This window comes from Enterovibrio norvegicus (genome assembly GCF_002876705.1).
In the GTDB taxonomy this organism is placed as follows: domain Bacteria; phylum Pseudomonadota; class Gammaproteobacteria; order Enterobacterales; family Vibrionaceae; genus Enterovibrio; species Enterovibrio norvegicus_B.
The window spans coordinates 224893-242006 of sequence record NZ_MDAG01000057.1 but is presented as its reverse complement, the minus strand read 5'-3'; the positions used below and the strand labels follow the sequence as shown (position 1 = coordinate 242006).

General features: G+C 46.6%; 15 protein-coding genes. 5 read left to right on the top strand and 10 right to left on the bottom strand.

Annotated elements, in window-relative coordinates:
- Window position 1 precedes the first annotated feature (1 nt).
- The 5 genes from BCT27_RS20550 to BCT27_RS20530 form a co-directional block, all read right to left on the bottom strand.
- Window positions 2-1360, bottom strand: coding sequence for an ATP-binding protein (locus BCT27_RS20550; RefSeq protein ID WP_102396616.1), 1359 nt, complete (start codon window positions 1358-1360; stop codon window positions 2-4).
- Window positions 1357-2772 carry an SLC13 family permease gene (locus tag BCT27_RS20545; RefSeq protein WP_102317106.1) on the bottom strand — a complete coding sequence of 472 codons (1416 nt, stop codon included), beginning with the start codon at window positions 2770-2772 and terminating at the stop codon, window positions 1357-1359. The genes BCT27_RS20550 and BCT27_RS20545 overlap by 4 nt, the downstream gene beginning before the upstream one ends.
- Before the next feature lie 168 nt (window positions 2773-2940).
- Entirely contained in the window at window positions 2941-4407 is a 1467-nt protein-coding gene (locus tag BCT27_RS20540; protein WP_102317107.1) for an MATE family efflux transporter, read from the bottom strand.
- A gap of 225 nt (window positions 4408-4632) precedes the next feature.
- Entirely contained in the window at window positions 4633-5049 is a 417-nt protein-coding gene (locus BCT27_RS20535) for a CBS domain-containing protein (protein WP_017010158.1), read from the bottom strand.
- Window positions 5050-5278: 229 nt separating this feature from the next.
- Window positions 5279-6595 carry a DUF945 family protein gene (locus BCT27_RS20530; protein ID WP_102390965.1) on the bottom strand — a complete coding sequence of 439 codons (1317 nt, stop codon included), beginning with the start codon at window positions 6593-6595 and terminating at the stop codon, window positions 5279-5281.
- A gap of 190 nt (window positions 6596-6785) precedes the next feature.
- Here BCT27_RS20530 and BCT27_RS20525 point away from each other — a divergent pair, with 190 nt between their 5' ends.
- From BCT27_RS20525 to BCT27_RS20515, 3 genes are all read left to right on the top strand, one after another.
- A complete protein-coding gene (locus BCT27_RS20525; protein ID WP_102396615.1) occupies window positions 6786-8741 on the top strand; it encodes an ATP-binding protein in 1956 nt (651 codons plus the stop codon).
- Complete coding sequence (locus tag BCT27_RS20520) at window positions 8738-9238, top strand: response regulator (RefSeq protein WP_017010161.1); 501 nt, start codon at window positions 8738-8740, stop codon at window positions 9236-9238. Before BCT27_RS20525 ends, BCT27_RS20520 begins: the two co-directional genes overlap by 4 nt.
- Window positions 9239-9416: 178 nt before the next feature.
- Complete coding sequence (locus tag BCT27_RS20515; RefSeq protein ID WP_017010162.1) at window positions 9417-9974, top strand: porin family protein; 558 nt, start codon at window positions 9417-9419, stop codon at window positions 9972-9974.
- Between the two features lie 369 nt (window positions 9975-10343).
- Here BCT27_RS20515 and BCT27_RS20510 read toward each other — a convergent pair whose 3' ends face one another.
- From BCT27_RS20510 to BCT27_RS20495, 4 genes are all read right to left on the bottom strand, one after another.
- Window positions 10344-10715: a hypothetical protein gene (locus tag BCT27_RS20510; RefSeq protein ID WP_102317109.1), complete on the bottom strand. Its 372-nt coding sequence runs from the start codon at window positions 10713-10715 to the stop codon at window positions 10344-10346.
- Between the two features lie 42 nt (window positions 10716-10757).
- Window positions 10758-11210, bottom strand: a complete 453-nt coding sequence (locus BCT27_RS20505) for a TetR/AcrR family transcriptional regulator (RefSeq protein WP_102317110.1) — start codon at window positions 11208-11210, stop codon at window positions 10758-10760.
- A gap of 114 nt (window positions 11211-11324) precedes the next feature.
- Complete coding sequence (dsdC, locus tag BCT27_RS20500) at window positions 11325-12245, bottom strand: DNA-binding transcriptional regulator DsdC (protein WP_102396614.1); 921 nt, start codon at window positions 12243-12245, stop codon at window positions 11325-11327.
- Between the two features lie 175 nt (window positions 12246-12420).
- Window positions 12421-13005, bottom strand: coding sequence for a TfoX/Sxy family DNA transformation protein (locus tag BCT27_RS20495; RefSeq protein WP_017010166.1), 585 nt, complete (start codon window positions 13003-13005; stop codon window positions 12421-12423).
- Window positions 13006-13454: 449 nt separating this feature from the next.
- Here BCT27_RS20495 and BCT27_RS20490 point away from each other — a divergent pair, with 449 nt between their 5' ends.
- On the top strand, window positions 13455-14375 hold the full coding sequence (locus BCT27_RS20490; protein ID WP_102396613.1) for an HDOD domain-containing protein: 921 nt from the start codon (window positions 13455-13457) through the stop codon (window positions 14373-14375).
- Window positions 14376-14507: 132 nt separating this feature from the next.
- Entirely contained in the window at window positions 14508-15407 is a 900-nt protein-coding gene (locus BCT27_RS20485) for a LysO family transporter (protein WP_102396612.1), read from the top strand.
- Between the two features lie 112 nt (window positions 15408-15519).
- Here BCT27_RS20485 and ptsG read toward each other — a convergent pair whose 3' ends face one another.
- A complete protein-coding gene (gene ptsG / locus BCT27_RS20480; protein ID WP_102317115.1) occupies window positions 15520-16950 on the bottom strand; it encodes a PTS glucose transporter subunit IIBC in 1431 nt (476 codons plus the stop codon).
- Window positions 16951-17114 lie beyond the last annotated feature (164 nt).

Below are 17114 nucleotides of genomic sequence, written 5' to 3'. Positions count from 1 at the left end.
GTTATTCCCCTAGCGGTAATCGGACTCGAAACGTCGTTATGTCCGCGTCACTTTTGACGGCGATAGAGCCGTTATATTCGTTAACCAGTCGTTGGACGATAGACAATCCAAGACCCAGGCCAAAAGACAACCCACCTTTACGGGTGGTGAAATTAGGTTGAAAGATTTTGCGACGCACGCTCTCTTCAATGACAGGACCATTATTTGCGATGGTAACAATCAGCCAGCCCTTGGAGGTGAAGGTATAAATATCAATGTTTGGTGACGGAGTATCTACCAAGGCCTCAGTGGCATTTTTAATCAGGTTAACCCAAATCTGCACGAACTCAGTGCTACTGCCCACCAGCAAAGGAAGATCCCCAAAGGTTTGTGTCACGGTCACGCCGCGAATGGCACCTTGAAGCAATGAGAGCGATTTTTGCAGCGTGTCATTGATATCAACATGCTCGTTTCGCTCATGATCTGCGCCGCCCAATTGCTTAACAGAACGTACAATGGAAACGGCGTGTTGGGCGGCAATTTGTAGATCGTGCAGTTCTCTGCCTTGCTCCCAAAAATGCAAGGCATTATCAAGGTCAGCCAACCACACGTTTATATCCGCGTCTTGGGGCAACGCTCGTGCAAGTAGACGCGCTCTATTACTCGACAAGCCATGCTGCTTCTCGAACGTTTTTCCACGAGCACGTGCTTCACTGGAAGACACACCTTGCCCCTGAGATAAACCCACATCGAAGAAAGATTGAGCATCCGGTTGATATGTAGCAAGCCATGACGACAAAGTGTCTTGCAAGCGTTGCGCTTTGCTATCAATCACGCCCACCGCATTGTTAAGCTCATGCGCAATGCCTGCGGCCAATTGCCCCAAGGTCGTCATCTGCTCAGCACGAAAGAGTTTTTGCTGTGACTGCGCATTCGCGACTGCTTTCAGGCTCGCACGCTGTTGGCGTTTTGAAAGTTCACTCACCATCACAGGCATGAACTGCGCACTCAATGAACCATAAGTGTCTTCATTGACGGCTTTCGTTGAAATATCAATCCACGCCAGTTCACAATCCGTTTGCGCAACCACGGTTGTCGAGGCTTTAAAGGTGCCAGCGAAAAAGCTGTGCACCCCAAAGAACATGCCCGCTTCAACTTGAAATACCAGCACGGGGAGGCTGCTATCCGTTTCTTGATAGTAGGCTGCCATGCTGCCGCTTTTCAGGTAATACAAGCGGTCGTTATGCCCCGATTGTTCAAGCACAGCAATGCCCGCCAAGACCTGACACTGCCGGTCAGGCGAGCAAAAGTAGTCTCGAATGATCCGAGCTAGCACCGATTCATGCTCAGAGATTGGGCATTGTGCGGCCATTGAACTCATAAAAAGTTCACCAGCCTCAAGATCCAAATCATGACAAAGCTAAGGGCGACACCACCCACGCCCAGAATAACGCCCACTTTCGCCATCTGATTGCTGTTCACATGACCCGTTGCGTGTGCCAAGGCGTTCGGCGGTGTGCTGATTGGTAAAGACATGCCCAACGATGCTGCAAACGTCACCACCAGGATCAGCGTCATCTCGCCGCCCAACGGCGTCAACGACGTCATTGACACACCGAGCGCTGCCATAATTGGCATCAGCAAGTTAGCGGTAGCGGTATGAGACATAAAGTTTGCCATGAGCAAACACAGCGCGGCTGCGCCAACTAGCACGATTTCTGGTGCAAAATTTTCAAACGGAATGCTGTTAACCAACAATTTCGCAAGTCCGGTTCTGTCCAAGGCCAAGCCCAATGCAAAACCACCTGATACCAACCAAAGCACGTCCCATGAAATCTTTTTAAGATCTTCTTTGTTGATGATGCCCGTCATCGAGAAAACAGCGACGGGAATCAAGGCCACGGTGTAAGAATTCATGCCATGGCTTGAACCCATGAGCCAAAGCCCCACTGTCACCGCGAACGTGACATACACAGTGATGGCCTTCGGTGTTTTTAAGAATTTTCCTTTAATGTCCAGAGACATGTTGGTTTCTGTTGAAGGGAACAATGCACACAGTAACGCCCATGCAAGCACCAACATAATGGCCACAAACGGCACACCAAATGCCATCCACTCACCAAAGGTGATCATGTTCTCGCCAGTCAGGTATTTCAACGCAATCGCATTGGGTGGTGTACCGATTGGGGTACCAATACCACCAATGTTTGCAGCAACAGGTATAGACAGTGCAAACGCTATCTTGCCTGGGTCATTCGGCTTAAACAGCACCAAAATGGGCGTAAGAATCGCGAGCATCATGGCAGTGGTTGCCGTATTCGACATGAACATAGAGAAAATGGCGGTAATAAGCATTAAGCCCGCCATGACCCACTGAGGCTTTGCGCCAAAGGGTTTGAGCAACACGCGTGCAAGGTTGATATCTAAACGGTATTTGGTTGCTGCCATCGCAAGGAAAAAGCCACCAAGAAATAGCATGATGATCGGGCTTGCAAAGGTCGCCATGACATCGCTGTAACTCAACAACCCGCCAAATTCTGGGGTACCAGCGTCACGTCTGAACCAAATTAATCCTTTATCGGATAAGAAAAGCAACTCTAAAACGATGACCACTACTGAGGTTGCGTAGATAGGAATGGGCTCTAGCACCCAGCACAACGCTGCTAATAAAAACAACGCGATAGCACGCTGTTGCATCACTGTCATGGATTCAAAAGGAAAAGCCGAAGCTGGCAGAACTAACACCAACAACGGAATAAGAAGTGGAAGTAGATATTTCGCCTGAATGCGCATAATCGCTTGTAGTCCCTTAAAAGCTAAAACACCCACAGTGAGTGGGCAACGGGGACATTCTGCGCGGAATACGCTCAGGTTTTACTGAATTAGATCAATAAATTGGGTGGATGCGTTTAATTTTCAAACGCAGATTTCAACGGTAGCCAAAATCAGGAATTGAGACCATCAAGCCGACGGTTTGCATTTTCCATCGTTATCTTGTGCTTCTTCACCGTCTTCCGCCATCACTTCGCGGCAGCTGCTGAATGCGGCCACAGGAACGACAGGTTCAATCGATACCGTCTCTTCGATAACTTCATTGTCGGTGGAGAGCTGACCTATTAGTCGCTGAACCAAGAAATAACCAGCAATGCCAAAGAAGACAGAGCCAAGCGCTTGACCAATCAACACGCCTTCTGCACCCGCCAACTCGCCGCCAACATAAACGAAAGGAATAGTACCCAGTGTCGCTTTGCCGACATTCAGTAACGTCGACCACGTTGGACGATTGAGGTTATTAAATGCAGCATTGGAAACAAACAAGACGCCATTGAAAATGAAGCTAATGGCGATAAAGGTACAGAACAGATTCACCATAGACGCTGCATTTCCTGACAAGCTAAATACGGTAGTAATGAAGTTTTGAGAGAAGAAAAGGATCACGGCAATCAGCACGCAATAGGCAGAGACAAATTTCACTGAATCGGACAAGGTTAAGCGAACACGATCAAAGCGCCCTGCCCCAAAATTCTGCCCGAGAATCGGCCCAACGGCCCCTGAAAGAGAAAAGATGAGTGCGAATGACACCGGCAGTAAACGTCCAATCACGGCATAACCTGCCACGTAATCTGCACCAAACTTCGCGATTTGTGCGGTCACGATAGCATTGCCGAAGGGCGTAGCAGTGTTTGTCACGATGGCAGGCACCGCAATCTGGGTAATGGCGCGAAAGTGCTCGGATAAATCCGTGAGTGACGGCCTCGCGATCAAGTCATGCTTGTGGTGCACGGCATGATAAGACACACCAAACAGCACAACGCGTGACATAACAGACGCAATCGCTGCGCCTTCAATCCCCATCGACAACCCGAAGATAAAGATCGGGTCAAGAACGGCATTGGCCGCGCCCCCCGCCAACGTTGCTGACATCGAACGTTTCGCATCACCCACGCCACGTAATGCCGCACCTGCGCACATCCCCATGGCCATTAATGGTGCACTCGGCAAAATGATGACAAGGTACTCTTTGGCCTTAATGGCTGTTTCACCTGTCGCGCCAATCAAGCCTAATATGTTGTCGAGGAAGAAAAGTATAAGCCCAACCGTCACCACGCTGACCATCGCCGCGAATATCATCACACTCGCCACAATCTTTCTCGCGTCGTCCTTTTTTCCTGCGCCCAGCGCTCTGCTTACCAGCGCGCCAGTGGCTATTGACGTACCGATTGAAACGGATGTAGAGAAAAAGACGATAGTGCCCGCAAAGCCAATCGCAGCAGCAAGCTCTACTTGGCCCAACAAGCTGATGAAAAACATGTCTACGAGGTCAACCAGAAACAACGCCATCAACCCCACAGCACCTGAAGTAGACATCACGGTGATGTGGCGCATGATTGATCCATTGACGAACTTTGCTTGTTGCTGGTTAGACATGATGACTTCCGGTCGAGTTAACACATTACTGCGCCGTATTTCCTTTTAGCGGCACAAAAGTTTTGAGCCGCAGTCTATCAAATTAATGAGAAAACAACGAAGAAAGGAATAGTATGAGTTTTTAGTGAGTCCACCGAATGCAGTGTTTTCAGTAGATATAATCAGGATAAGAAAAAGGTGCTTAATGCACCCTTTTTCATTTTGCCGTTATCAACACGAAGGACGTTATACTGGGTGGTGAAAACAATCGTCGATTTGCGTTGCGATGGCTTTAAGAATATCGCGACGAGACATGATGCCGACGAGGCGACCATGTTCAACAACAGGATACACTTTGGGTTTACCTGGCAGCATTTGCTCTGCCAATCGAATAATGCTGTCGTCAGGCGTCACTGTTTCAACGGCCTTATGCATACAATCATCAACCGTGTTTGTATCTTGGCAGTAGTACCCAACTTTAAGCAGTTTGTGGATCATGTCTTGCTCAGACAAAAAACCGACGACATGGTGGTTATCATCGACAACTGGGCCACCTGTTTGATCAGCTTTGAGCATTTTTTCTAATGCAATCGACAGAGTCATGGAGGCCTTAAACGTGACAGGCCTTTTGTTCATGTAATCTTTTACTTTTATCGATTCCATGCATCCCCCTAGTGTTGGACTGAATGTAGAAACAGGGATTAAATCTCTGTCTTACTATTCAGTGTCGACTAAGTTGGCGAAATTACTAGCCCTATTAGGCTTATTTTTACGTTTTGTCACAAAGACTAGAGTGAATTTCCAACATTTTTTTAACTCAGGCGTTTTTCCCACAAAAAAGCCCGCACGAAAGCGTTTCGCGCGGGCTTTTTCTAGTAATCACTAAGTTGCATTACATCATTAGCATCATCAGCAAACCCACTGGGATTTTTTGACCCGTAGGAGACACCAATTGGTCGCCTTCAATTTTTGCATTCAGTTTCACCATGTTTTCACTCTGAGAAACGAATCCATATTGCTCTAGGTTTTCTGCCATGTTTGATAACTCAGGCACGCCATTAACATACGCAGCCGGTGCGCTTAGATTCAATTCACCACTGATTTTGCTCGGAAGTGCTTGGAAGTTCTGCGACACGCTAGTAAGACCTGAAGCCACTTGCAGATCCAAGTTCGCGTCAATCTGGCCTTCTGGTGTATCAACTTCTAGTGGGTTCAGTTTCGCACTCAGCCCTTTCTCAACCAAGGCATCCAATGCTTTGATCATTTCTTCCATCTCTTCTGGAGAAGGCTCTTCACCCATGGCATCAGCAACCGTTGCTAACGTCGTCATGGCAGTGTAATCAAGCGCATCGAAGTTCATGCCCAATTTCAGGTTGTTCAAAGTAAGCTCGTCTTTTACTTCAAACTTCTCCAGTGAGATCAGGTTTTCATTGTTGAAACGCAGATCCTCAGCGTCAGCGTTTTTCACGTCGCCACCTGATGCAGAAGACAGGAGGTTTTTCACTTCGATACTGAAGTTGGTCAATGTCGCTGGCAGGCCATCTTGGTTATCAATGTCAAAACGACCAAAGTTAACTTTCTGGCTACCCACCCAAATATCGTCGATTAACTCACCTTGACCGGAACCCGTCACATTGGTGATTTTCGCATTTTCGCCATATTCAGATTCAAAGCCGAATGAATCCATGTTCATGGTGAAAGAAATCACACCCGCTTTGTCCATTGAGCCATCAACAACAAACGGTGTGCTCGTGATTTTCAAGCCCTCTTCATTCGCATCGATTGCAGCCATCGACAGGGTGTAATCCGTTTTACCTGAGATGGCCGTTTCTGAATGGAAGGTAAATGGCGATTCACCGTTCGGCCAAAGCTTGTCTGTCAGCACTTTCAGTTCAGGTGTCATTTCAAGTACTGAATCCGTGCTGATGCTAAGGAAGCCATGAGACACTTTGCTGTTCAGCACATAGCTGGTTGGAATGCCATCTAACTCAAGTTGCTCTTTGGCAGAGCCCACCAAAGATACCTTGGTTACAACGTCTGAAGACAAATAACCACGATCATAGGATTCACTAGTAATAACAGCATATGGCGATTGCGATTGCTCAACTTCGCGGTCGTAAATTGACTGGCCCACATGTCCAGATGCGAGAGGCCAAAGGACAACTAACGCCACGGCACCACCAATGGCTGCGTACTTCCCAAAAATCATGATTGCTCCAATAGAAAAAATAAACGGCCTCAAGTGTAAACCAACAAAGGACTTAACCCCATGGCTTAATAAGGTTTTAATCTGAAGCGTTAATGTTTTCTCACAGTATGTGTCAGTTTGCAGTCTTGTTCTCAGCTTATAGACGAACAAACCTATACACTTATAAAAAATGCAGGTATTTGGTAAGCACATGCACCCATATGTCATTCTTTGTCTTGATGATGACGCAGAGATTTTGGCGCAACTAGAACGAGAACTCGCCGCTTTTTCCTCCTCCTTCGACATCGTCTGTATTGATAACGTTTCTTCCGCCACTGTCACACTCAGTGAACTTCATCAACAAGGCCGCCAAGTCGCGTTATTCATTTGCGACCACGACCTTGGCGAAGATAACGGCGTTGACCTTCTGATCAATATCGACAATCAACCCGCCTCTGCTGGCGCGCGAACAATCCTGCTCAACGACCAAGCGCAAATTGAAGTGATCATGCAGGCCGTGAATGAAGGACGACTTAACTACTGTATGACCAAACCTTGGGAGCCAGATCAGATGATCACGACGGCCCGCAAGGAGTTAACTCACTACGTGCTAAAGCACAATGCCGACGATTTGCTTAAGTTTTGCAATGTCCTCGACCAACGTCGATTACTTGATGCACATATCGAGAATCGTCTCGCCAGCTATCGCCACGGGTTTATCGAGTCTGCCATTGGAACGTCGGATGATGAGCTGGCTCAACAGCTTTTCAATGAGCTGACTGATTACTTTGATCATAACGACGAAAACCACGCCTTCCGAAGTTACAGCGAAGACCATTTACTGACCCATGAAGGCCAGCCAAACAGCTTCCTCTGGTTTGTTGTAGACGGTGAAGTGGCATTATTAAAGCGAGACGAAACCGGCGCTTCTCATGAAGTAGCGAGATTAGGGAAAGGCAGCCTGATTGGTGGCATGTCTTTCGTGACGGGCGATGTTTCTTTTTCTACGGGGATTACCCTTCAACTCACCAACGTCATCAAGCTAAACCGCGCATTGTTTGGCAAGGTTATGCAAGCAAGAAACGACTTGCTGCCCTTGTTTACAAGTTATTTGTTGCGACACTTTAATCGACGCCTCAAGCGCAGCATCACCACTGAAGTGAAGCTGCAGCAAACGCTAAAATCTCTCGAGCTGGCACATAAACAGCTTATCGAAAGGGAAAAAATGGCCATGCTGGGGCAGTTGGTTGCGGGTGTTGCCCATGAACTCAATAACCCCATTTCTGCGATTCTAAGAAACAGCGATACGCTGAAAGACAGTATTGGTGAACTCATCAATACCGAGCTTAATGACACAGCCAAAGAGCAAGCCAACAAAATCATGGCTGAGGCACTGCTTTCTCGTCCCATGTCGACCGCCGATGCACGTCAAAGAGCAAGATCCATCGAGCCTATGATTGGCGATAGAACACTCGCAAGGAAAGCGGTAAACATGGGATTTGATAATCCGACAGACATTCGAACGTGGATGAACACCTTGGATACCGGATTTGAAAAAACACTCATGCAGTGGGACATGTTCTATCAAGCGGGTAGCTTATTGCGTTCCACCAGTGTTTGCGCACAACGCATTGCCGACATGGTGAAAAGCTTAAAAACCTATGCCCGACAAGATGATGAGACCATGCGAGATGTCGATATTCATGAGGGTATAGAAGACACCTTAGTGATGTTTGAAAACCAGCTAAAAAGGCTCAAAGTGGTGAGAGATTATGGCGAACTGAGAGACGTTCGATGTATGCCTATCGCCCTTCAGCAAGTTTGGACGAACCTGGTTTCCAATGCGCTTGATGCCGTTGATTCTGATGGCGAAATTCATGTAACAACGCGAGAAACCGTTTATAAGAGTCGAAAAGCAGTGAAAGTCACCGTTCGCGACAACGGCTCGGGCATTCCTGAAACCATCAAAAATAAAATCTTTGAATTGAACTACACCACAAAACGGGAAGGACACTTCGGGCTTGGCATCGGATTGTCGGTTTGCCGACAGATTGTTGAGCATCACGGAGGGAAAATAGAAGTGGCATCATCATCTGGTGAATTCACCGCGATGACAGTGACCCTGCCCTATGCCCCACTGTTTGCGGCTTCTAAGGAGAAAACATGAGTAAATATCTTATCCTTTGCGTGGACGATGAAAGAGATGTCCTCGATAGCGTGACCCATGATTTAGCGTCATTGGAAGAGCACTTTATTATTGAAGCTGCAGAATCTGTTGCCGAGGCTCGTGAAGTGCTTGCAGAAGCAAATGCCGATGGCAACAAACTCGCGCTCATCCTTTGTGACCACATCATGCCTGAAGATTTAGGGGTCGATTTTCTCATCGAGCTAAATGGAAAAGGCGATTGTGCCAACGCAAGAAAAATCCTTCTGACTGGCCAAGCAGGGTTAGAAGACACGGTTCAGGCCGTAAACCACAACAGCTTGGATTACTTCATTGCAAAGCCATGGGAAGGCGAAAACCTCAAGCACATTGTTGTCGAACAACTGACGACCTACATGATCAAACACGACAGTAATTTGATGCAATGGGTAAGCATTCTGGACGCTGAACGTGTGATGAAAGCCATCAGCGATAACCGTTTAAGCTTTTCTGATTGTTAATCGAAAACGCGAAATTCAGAACGGCCTCACGAAATCCGCCCGTTCTTGTCCACATTTTCACTATATTTTGCCTAATATTTACCAATCAGCGCCTTATTTAAGGCGCTATGCTGTTGTTTCGCAAAAGCGACTTCTATTAAAATAGCGTCACAAATTTAAAATCATCACGAGACCTTCCATGCGCAAAACTAAGATTGCTGGTATTTTGCTAGCCGCTGCCTCTTCTGCTGCCTTTTCTGCTGCAAGTATGGCTAACGAGGGTACCATGAGTAACTTCAGCTATGACTACTTCGAAGCTCGCGTGGGGATTAGCCCTGTGACTTACGGCGCTGGTTTTAGCACCTCTATTCACCCAAATGCCCATATCCGTTTTGAAGCTGATACTGAATTTGACAGCGATTTCGACACCACAGCTGCAATTGGCTTCCACGCACCTATCAACAACTGGGCAGATGTTTACGGCGAATTGGGCTTACGCACAATGAAAGCTCGTGACCGTTTCAAGGGTGACACTGAATTCGGCGTTGAAGTGAACTTGGGTGTTCGTCAGTGGTTAGGCCCGCAACTTGAAGTGGGTGGTGAACTTGGTCACCTGTCTATCGACGACGAAGATGAAGTATTTGGCTCTGTTTTTGGCCGTTTCCACGCGACTGAGCTTTTTGCAATCGGTGCACAACTTCGATTCAATGAAGCATACGGCGACCAGGTTATCCTGAGCACACGCTTTAAGTTCTAATGTCTTTCATGACATAGGGAACAAAAAAAGGTCTCTACATGTATACCCAATCAACCTGAAGATGCTCGATGTCAGAGGCCATCAGTGCGTTCAGTTCAAGGCAAATTCTTGTAGGAATAGTCATTCTATTTCACAGGAATTTAACGATGAAGTGGACGCACTGAGGGCCTCCCTTCGGGCGAGTTTACTGACGCCATGCTCGGTGTTATCCCTTTTTGATGGAGAACACTACATCGGCAAAGGGACGCCTAGATCATAACGTCAGTAAACCTCGCTGAATCCTGCATCTTCAGGTTGTTTGGGTATAGAGACCTTTTTTATATGTTCTGATTGGGCATGTTTTGATTGATAACGGCTTATTGTTTTTACCTATTTACAATCAACCACGGCGAAGCCACTAGCAACCTCGCCCGTTTTCAGAGAATCAATGTTGGTATAACCCAATTCTCCTGCCAACGCTTCTTCTCTCGCACCAATATCATGGATAACAATGTCGCCGGTTTTCGCACCACAAACGCTCGCAAACATCACTTCCGTTAGTACACCGCATTGTGAAGACTTCACTGTCACGCCATAAGAAGACAAGGTATTCGCACTGTCGTGCACACTCATGCCAGAAGTTTCACATTGCACAGCATTTTTACTCTTATAAACCGTCACGGTTTCAGCGGGTTTAATGGCACACGCTGAAAGCAGAAAAGTGGACGTTACTGCCAGTAATGCGAAGCGAGGCTGAATCATTGTTTATCCCTTTAATTTCGTTTGATGAGTACCTAAGCGACCTCAGTCAACGAGGTCAACGTCCAGTAATTTAACAACCGACAATCCCATGAGTGTAATCGTGGTTTCTCGCCCAAGCAGTGATGACATCTTTTCCAACCCTTTCGCGGCTTTTCGCTTACCCATGTCTTCTGCATGAACAGCGCCGACAAGGTAACGAATACAATTGGAAAATTTAGGGTCATCAAACGCATTGAGCCACGATGTAACAACAGCCTCAGGCGTGGAAGTATCTAGCTTATCGAACACATATGAAAACACTTGTCCTTGGAATGCTTCACCCATCGCTTCTTTACTCGGTACGATGCGTTGAATACCACTTCGGCTTAGCCCTGTTAGCTTGGCAATACTGCCGTAGGTCACAGCTTCCCAACCATGTTCCATGAAAATATCGATGATGGTTTGATGCACCAATGCCTCGGTTTGCAGCGCACCTTCTTTCGTATTCTTGGCCATTTAGTTAACGCATTTTCGATTTAGCATACTTCGTATCTTATAAGCTTGGACAAAAAGAATACAGCGGATTTTTCGACGCAGTTATCATTTAGGTCAGTAACTTGACGCTCGAGGTCAGAATTCTCCATTTGCTGGAAGCTGTTCAAACAGCCATTGCTTGAACGCCATAATCTTTGCATTGCCTTGCTGTTCTTCTCGATAAACCAAGTAGAAGCTATACGGTGACTTCACCGATAAATCGATTGGCGCGACTAATCGCCCAGAATGGAGGTGCTCTTGGATGTATGCCATGCGCCCAATGGCAACGCCCATTCCTGACGATGCTGCTTCTAACGCCAAATCCGCCCGATCAAAACTATGATTGGTGCCATTAAGCTCAACCCCGTTTGCGTTCGCCCAATACAACCATTCATCACTCAAACTGGCACTCGCCCAAGGAGCAGCATCATGCAGCAGCTGACATTCGGCGAGCTTTTGAGGGTTGCCATATAAATCGTGTCTTTCTGCATATGAAGGACTACATACGGGAAGAATGGCGTCATCTAATAGGTGGTGGCTGCAGAGCCCCGTGTAACGTCCATGACCAAAGTAAATAGCGCAATCAAAGGCTTCAGCTTTGAAATCCACCAAATCATTACGCGTTCTGAGGTGTAGCGTTACATCAGGAAACGCTTCTGCGAACTGATGAAGGCGAGGAACTAGCCAGCGTTGAGCAAACGTCGGAGGTGCAGAGATGATGAAATCCCCAACAGGTTTTGCGTGGTTCAACTCCAACAGCTTCAAGCTAATGGCGGAAAATTGTTCTGTCACCACCAATTTCAGTTGCTCACCTTCATTGGTGAGCGACAAATGGCGAGGACGGCGAACAAACAAGGCCACATCTAACCTTTGTTCTAGTTTCTTGATACGGTGACTAACGGCACTTTGGGTGAGGTGTAATTGCTCAGCGGCACGCGTAAAACTCATGGTTTCAGCCACAATAGAAAAGCAATGTAACCCTGAAAGTAGGGAAGAAGAGAGTTGAGGCAATTTCATACGAAGTCACTGTTTTATTTTTTATTTCGTTACAAAGACTGTACCAATATCCCCCCGAACCGTACATGCCTAAATACCCAACACACCGAGGGTGATCATCTCTTCAACAGGCTTCAACGTAAAACGCAGCGACAAAAAAAGCCGCACTGGGCGGCTATTTTCTTGGGAACGGTATTTAGACTGCGCGAAGCAATTGCTGCTTGGTTTCTTCACTAAGCAAGGTCCAGTGAACACCCGTTTGCGCACCAGCAAACATCCAAAGCAATTTTATATCGACATCATAGCCGTGAGATTCTTGAACCTTGCGGAACAATTCTTCTGGGCTCATTGAAAAGAAAATATCGACATTTTCTACGCCAGCTTTTTTAAGCATACGCTCAATAGTCAAACGCAAATTGGGTAAATCGCGAAGACGCTTGTTTAATTTTGAATCGCGGTATTCTTTTTCCGCCACTGAATTCTCGACGGACTTTTTTACCATTGCATCTAAGCCGTCATCCTCCTGCTCATAAAGCTCGGTGATGTCGTAGTAATTAACAATGGCGGTAGAACTTTTCTTTACATGGACGAATTTTTTGCACGCTTTCGCAATAAGTTTATCTGTAAGCTCTGCCCCACCTCGTAGATAGATACGATCTTCTTTCACGAGTGCAAACATTGCTCCACTCACAAAGAAACCAGTACCACCAAACATGGAGCGTTTTTCTGTCTCACCAAACTGAGACAAGTATTCGACAAAGCCACTTTTCACTTCCAGCATTGGTGCCTCCTTTCTCCCCAAAAAGCCAATTCCCCGGCTAAAAACCCAGTAAATTCTCAACGCAAATTAATGATGACCCATTAAGGCATAGAAAACCATGCACTAGATCACTCCACACCGCACGTTGTACCAAAAACGCAACATCCGTCACGTTTATGGTGTGTAATATTTATGTTTACCACATGTTAAATGGGCACAGGCACTCGCAACTTATTGTCGTGTATTACATACATTACGGGCGATAAACGTTAATTTAGTTCAGGATTTGCACCATCACGCATCACCAACTTGCTTTTATCTAATTAATATTATTATCAGTTTTCGTCATGACAAAGATACTAGACAGCACGCATTAAAAATTGTCACTGCTTCAAATAAAATGCGCTATATGTTTCATTTAGTACGCATCAGGATTACTATTCACTGGATGTTTTTTCGAGTCTAAAAAGATGGATCACCTCTCTTTATTTTGGGTTAACCCTAGCCGCGACAAACACTTAAAAGCGATTGAGACTGATTTTTTTCAGCGCGTTTACCGCTCTTTGAAAGATGGGACACTCGAGTTACCTCCGATCCCTGACGTCGTCCTTAAGTTGCAGCGTGTTTGCTTCGCACAAACCAGTACAGTGAAAGATGTTTCGACACTTCTATTGGATGATGCGACGCTGACGGCGGCGGTGATCCGCGCGGCAAACTCAGCCATATTCAGCCCAAGAACGAATCGCCCTTGTCATGACATCAACATGGCGGTATCCAGACTAGGGATACAGCGTGTGCTAGGCATTGCTACTGCGCACGCCATCCAAACATTGAAAACATCCTCCCCATTTAGCGAAGAGTGCAATGCACTGTTGAAAAAGAGTGCGACATCGTCACGTGAGTTTGCATCGACAATGGCACTGCTTTGCCAGAAAGTGAAAAAATACGATGAGACGCACTGTGAGCTAGAAGTCGAGAAGGCCTTACTGATCGGATTACTCGCTGACATTGGAATTTACAGTGCTGTGAAGGCATTTCAACACTACACCGATGAAGGAAATTATTTAGACTTTGATATTGCTAGCCATGTTTTTTACTCCGTCAGTAAAGAAGCAAGCAGATTCATTCTAAAGAGTTGGGGCTTCGACTTGGATTTTATCGAGGTATCAACAAACCGCCGCATCCGACGAGAAGTCGACGACGTGACGTACCTTAACCTTGCAACCATGGCGAACCATTTGCTCTTGTTTAGGGCCAATGATGACGCCATTGATGACCATGATGTTGAAATCACCCTAGCCGGCGCAGAAGCGCTATATGAATTGTCGAACCTGAATGATGCGGATTTCAGGGTTGAGCTTAATGGCATCATCAATAACTGCGGATTTTAGTCCTCAGCGTTAACCCTCTCCTTTTTCGCCGATGACTTTCTCGTATAAGCGTCGGTGCACAGATTGACCTAATTTGATCTCCACTGATACTCTCAGCGTGATTTCTCTTTTCTATCAATAAGGTCTTTCTGAATGCTACCTGGCATGCTGTATATATTTTTGCCACTTGTCGTAGGCTACTTGATCAAAGTTAAACGCGATAAGTTGCTCGATATCATCAATCGCTCAACCTCGCGCCTTGTCTTTGTCATCCTAGGGTTAATGGGATTGAGCTTGGCGGGCCTTGACGATCTCAGTACCAACCTCAATCAAATTCTGCTTCTCGCATCAACCTTCTTTCTGTGTATTGGTATAGCAAACCTTCTTGCCCTGCCTTTTTTAGACATGCTGCTCTCCACGAAAACAGAACAACACAAACGCGATGTTCCTCTTTCAGCCATGTTGATGGAGTCTGTGAAGCTGGTCTTTGTCGTAGGCGGTGGATTGATATTGGGGCTTTTGCTTCCAATCCCTTTGGATTGGGTTGACCCTGCCAGTGAAGGAATTTTGCTTATTCTGTTGTTTTTGATTGGTATACAGTTAAGAAACAGCGGCATGACGTTGAAACAAATTATTCTGAACAAGAAAGGATTGAGTGTAGCGGCTGTCATTATTGTGACATCGTTAGGGGGTGGGCTCATCGCAGCGTGGTTGCTGTCGCTCCCCTACAATTATGGCCTCGCGATGGCGTCAGGATTCGGTTGGTATTCTTTGGCGGGTATATTGATGGGTGATGCATTGGGGCCTGTTTATGGCGGTGCATCTTTTCTATTAGAGCTTGCAAGAGAACTGGTTGCCATTGTTCTTATTCCGCTATTAATCAGCCGCTACCCACTCACGGCTATCGGTTATGGTGGTGCAACCTCAATGGATTTCACCCTCCCAATCATTCAAACAACAGGTGGCGTTAAATGTGTGCCGATTGCCATTGTAAGCGGCTTTATCCTCAGCTTACTCGTTCCTATTCTAATGATGTTCTTTGTCGCGCTATGAGCCATCGCCACGTCATTTGATACATATTCAGACAATAAAAAAGGAGAGCCTAGGCTCTCCTTTTTCGATCTCAATAGATAGGGGGTAACTATTGATGTCATTCGGATGGATATTAGTTGTTACGAATCCACTCATCCATGTCTGACTTCAAGTTGTCAGACTTGGTACCGAAGATAGCTTGAACACCACCACCCGCAACAACAACACCTGCTGCGCCTAGTTTCTTCAGTCTGTCTTGGTCAACGTTATCAACACTGTTCACTGAAACACGCAGACGAGTGATACATGCGTCTAGGTTAGTGATGTTGTCTTTGCCACCGAATGCCATAACCAGTTCTTTCGCCATTTCAGACTCACCACCAGTAACAGCCACTGCTTCGTCTTCGTCTTCACGACCAGGCGTTTTCAGGTCTAGTTTCACGATAGCAACACGGAATACTACGTAGTAGAACACTGCGTACATGATACCCAGAAGTGGGAACAACCACATTTTCTGAGAGTTTGCAGACAGAACCACGAAGTCAATCAGACCGTGAGAGAACGATGTACCGTGAACCATACCTAGCATGTTAGTCAGTACGAATGCAGTACCCGCTAGAACAGCGTGGATAACGTACAGTACTGGTGCTACGAATAGGAATGCGAATTCGATTGGTTCGGTAATACCGGTTAGGAATGACGTCAATGCCGCCGAAACCATGATACCACCCACTTTCGCGCGGTTTTCTGGTTTCGCAGTGTGCCACATTGCAATAGCAGCAGCAGGAAGACCGAACATTTTGAACATGTAACCGCCAGCCAGCTGACCGAAACCGTTACCTGCAGCACGTGATGCTGCATCTGCTTCCAAGTAACAAGTCAGAACACCGGTACGTGCTTCGCCCGCAGCGTTTACACAACTACCCGCTTCAAAGAAGAATGGTACGTTCCAAACGTGGTGCAGACCAAACGGGATAAGTGAACGCTCTACGATGCCGTAGATACCAAACGCCGCAACTGGGTTTTGGTTTGCAGCCCAGTGAGAGAAGGTTGCAATCGCACCGCCAACTGGTGGCCAAATAACAGCAAGTACAAGGCCAAGACCAATTGCACAGAAGCCTGTCATGATAGGAACGAAGCGCTTACCTGCAAAGAAGCCTAGGTAGTCAGGAAGTTGAATACGGAAGAAGCGGTTAAACGCCCATGCCGCAACACCACCAACAAGGATGCCACCAAGAACACCAGTGTCGATTTTATCAACACCCATGACTTGTGCCATCACACCCAAGGTTGCAGCCATGATGCCGTAACCAACGATTGCAGCAAGACCTGCAACACCATCATTGTTCGTAAAGCCTAGCGCAACACCTACTGCGAACAGCAGCGGCATTTGACCGAATACTGAACCACCAGCATTTTCCATAACGCCTGAAACAACGCTTGGAAGCCAACTGAAGTCTGCCGCACCAACGCCTAATAAGATACCTGCTACCGGCAATACCGATACTGGCAGCATCAGCGCCTTACCGACTTTTTGCAGGTTAGCAAACAGGTTTTTAAACATAACTATGCTCCTGAGAATAATTTTAGTTGTACGTTGAACTCAGAAACATGTGAGTTCAGGACAACCTGCTAATCAATGTATTTCGATGTGTAATATAGGACTGCAGCTCGGATGGCTCTACGTAACACGATGAGTTTGTTCAGAAACTAAATATAGATCACATA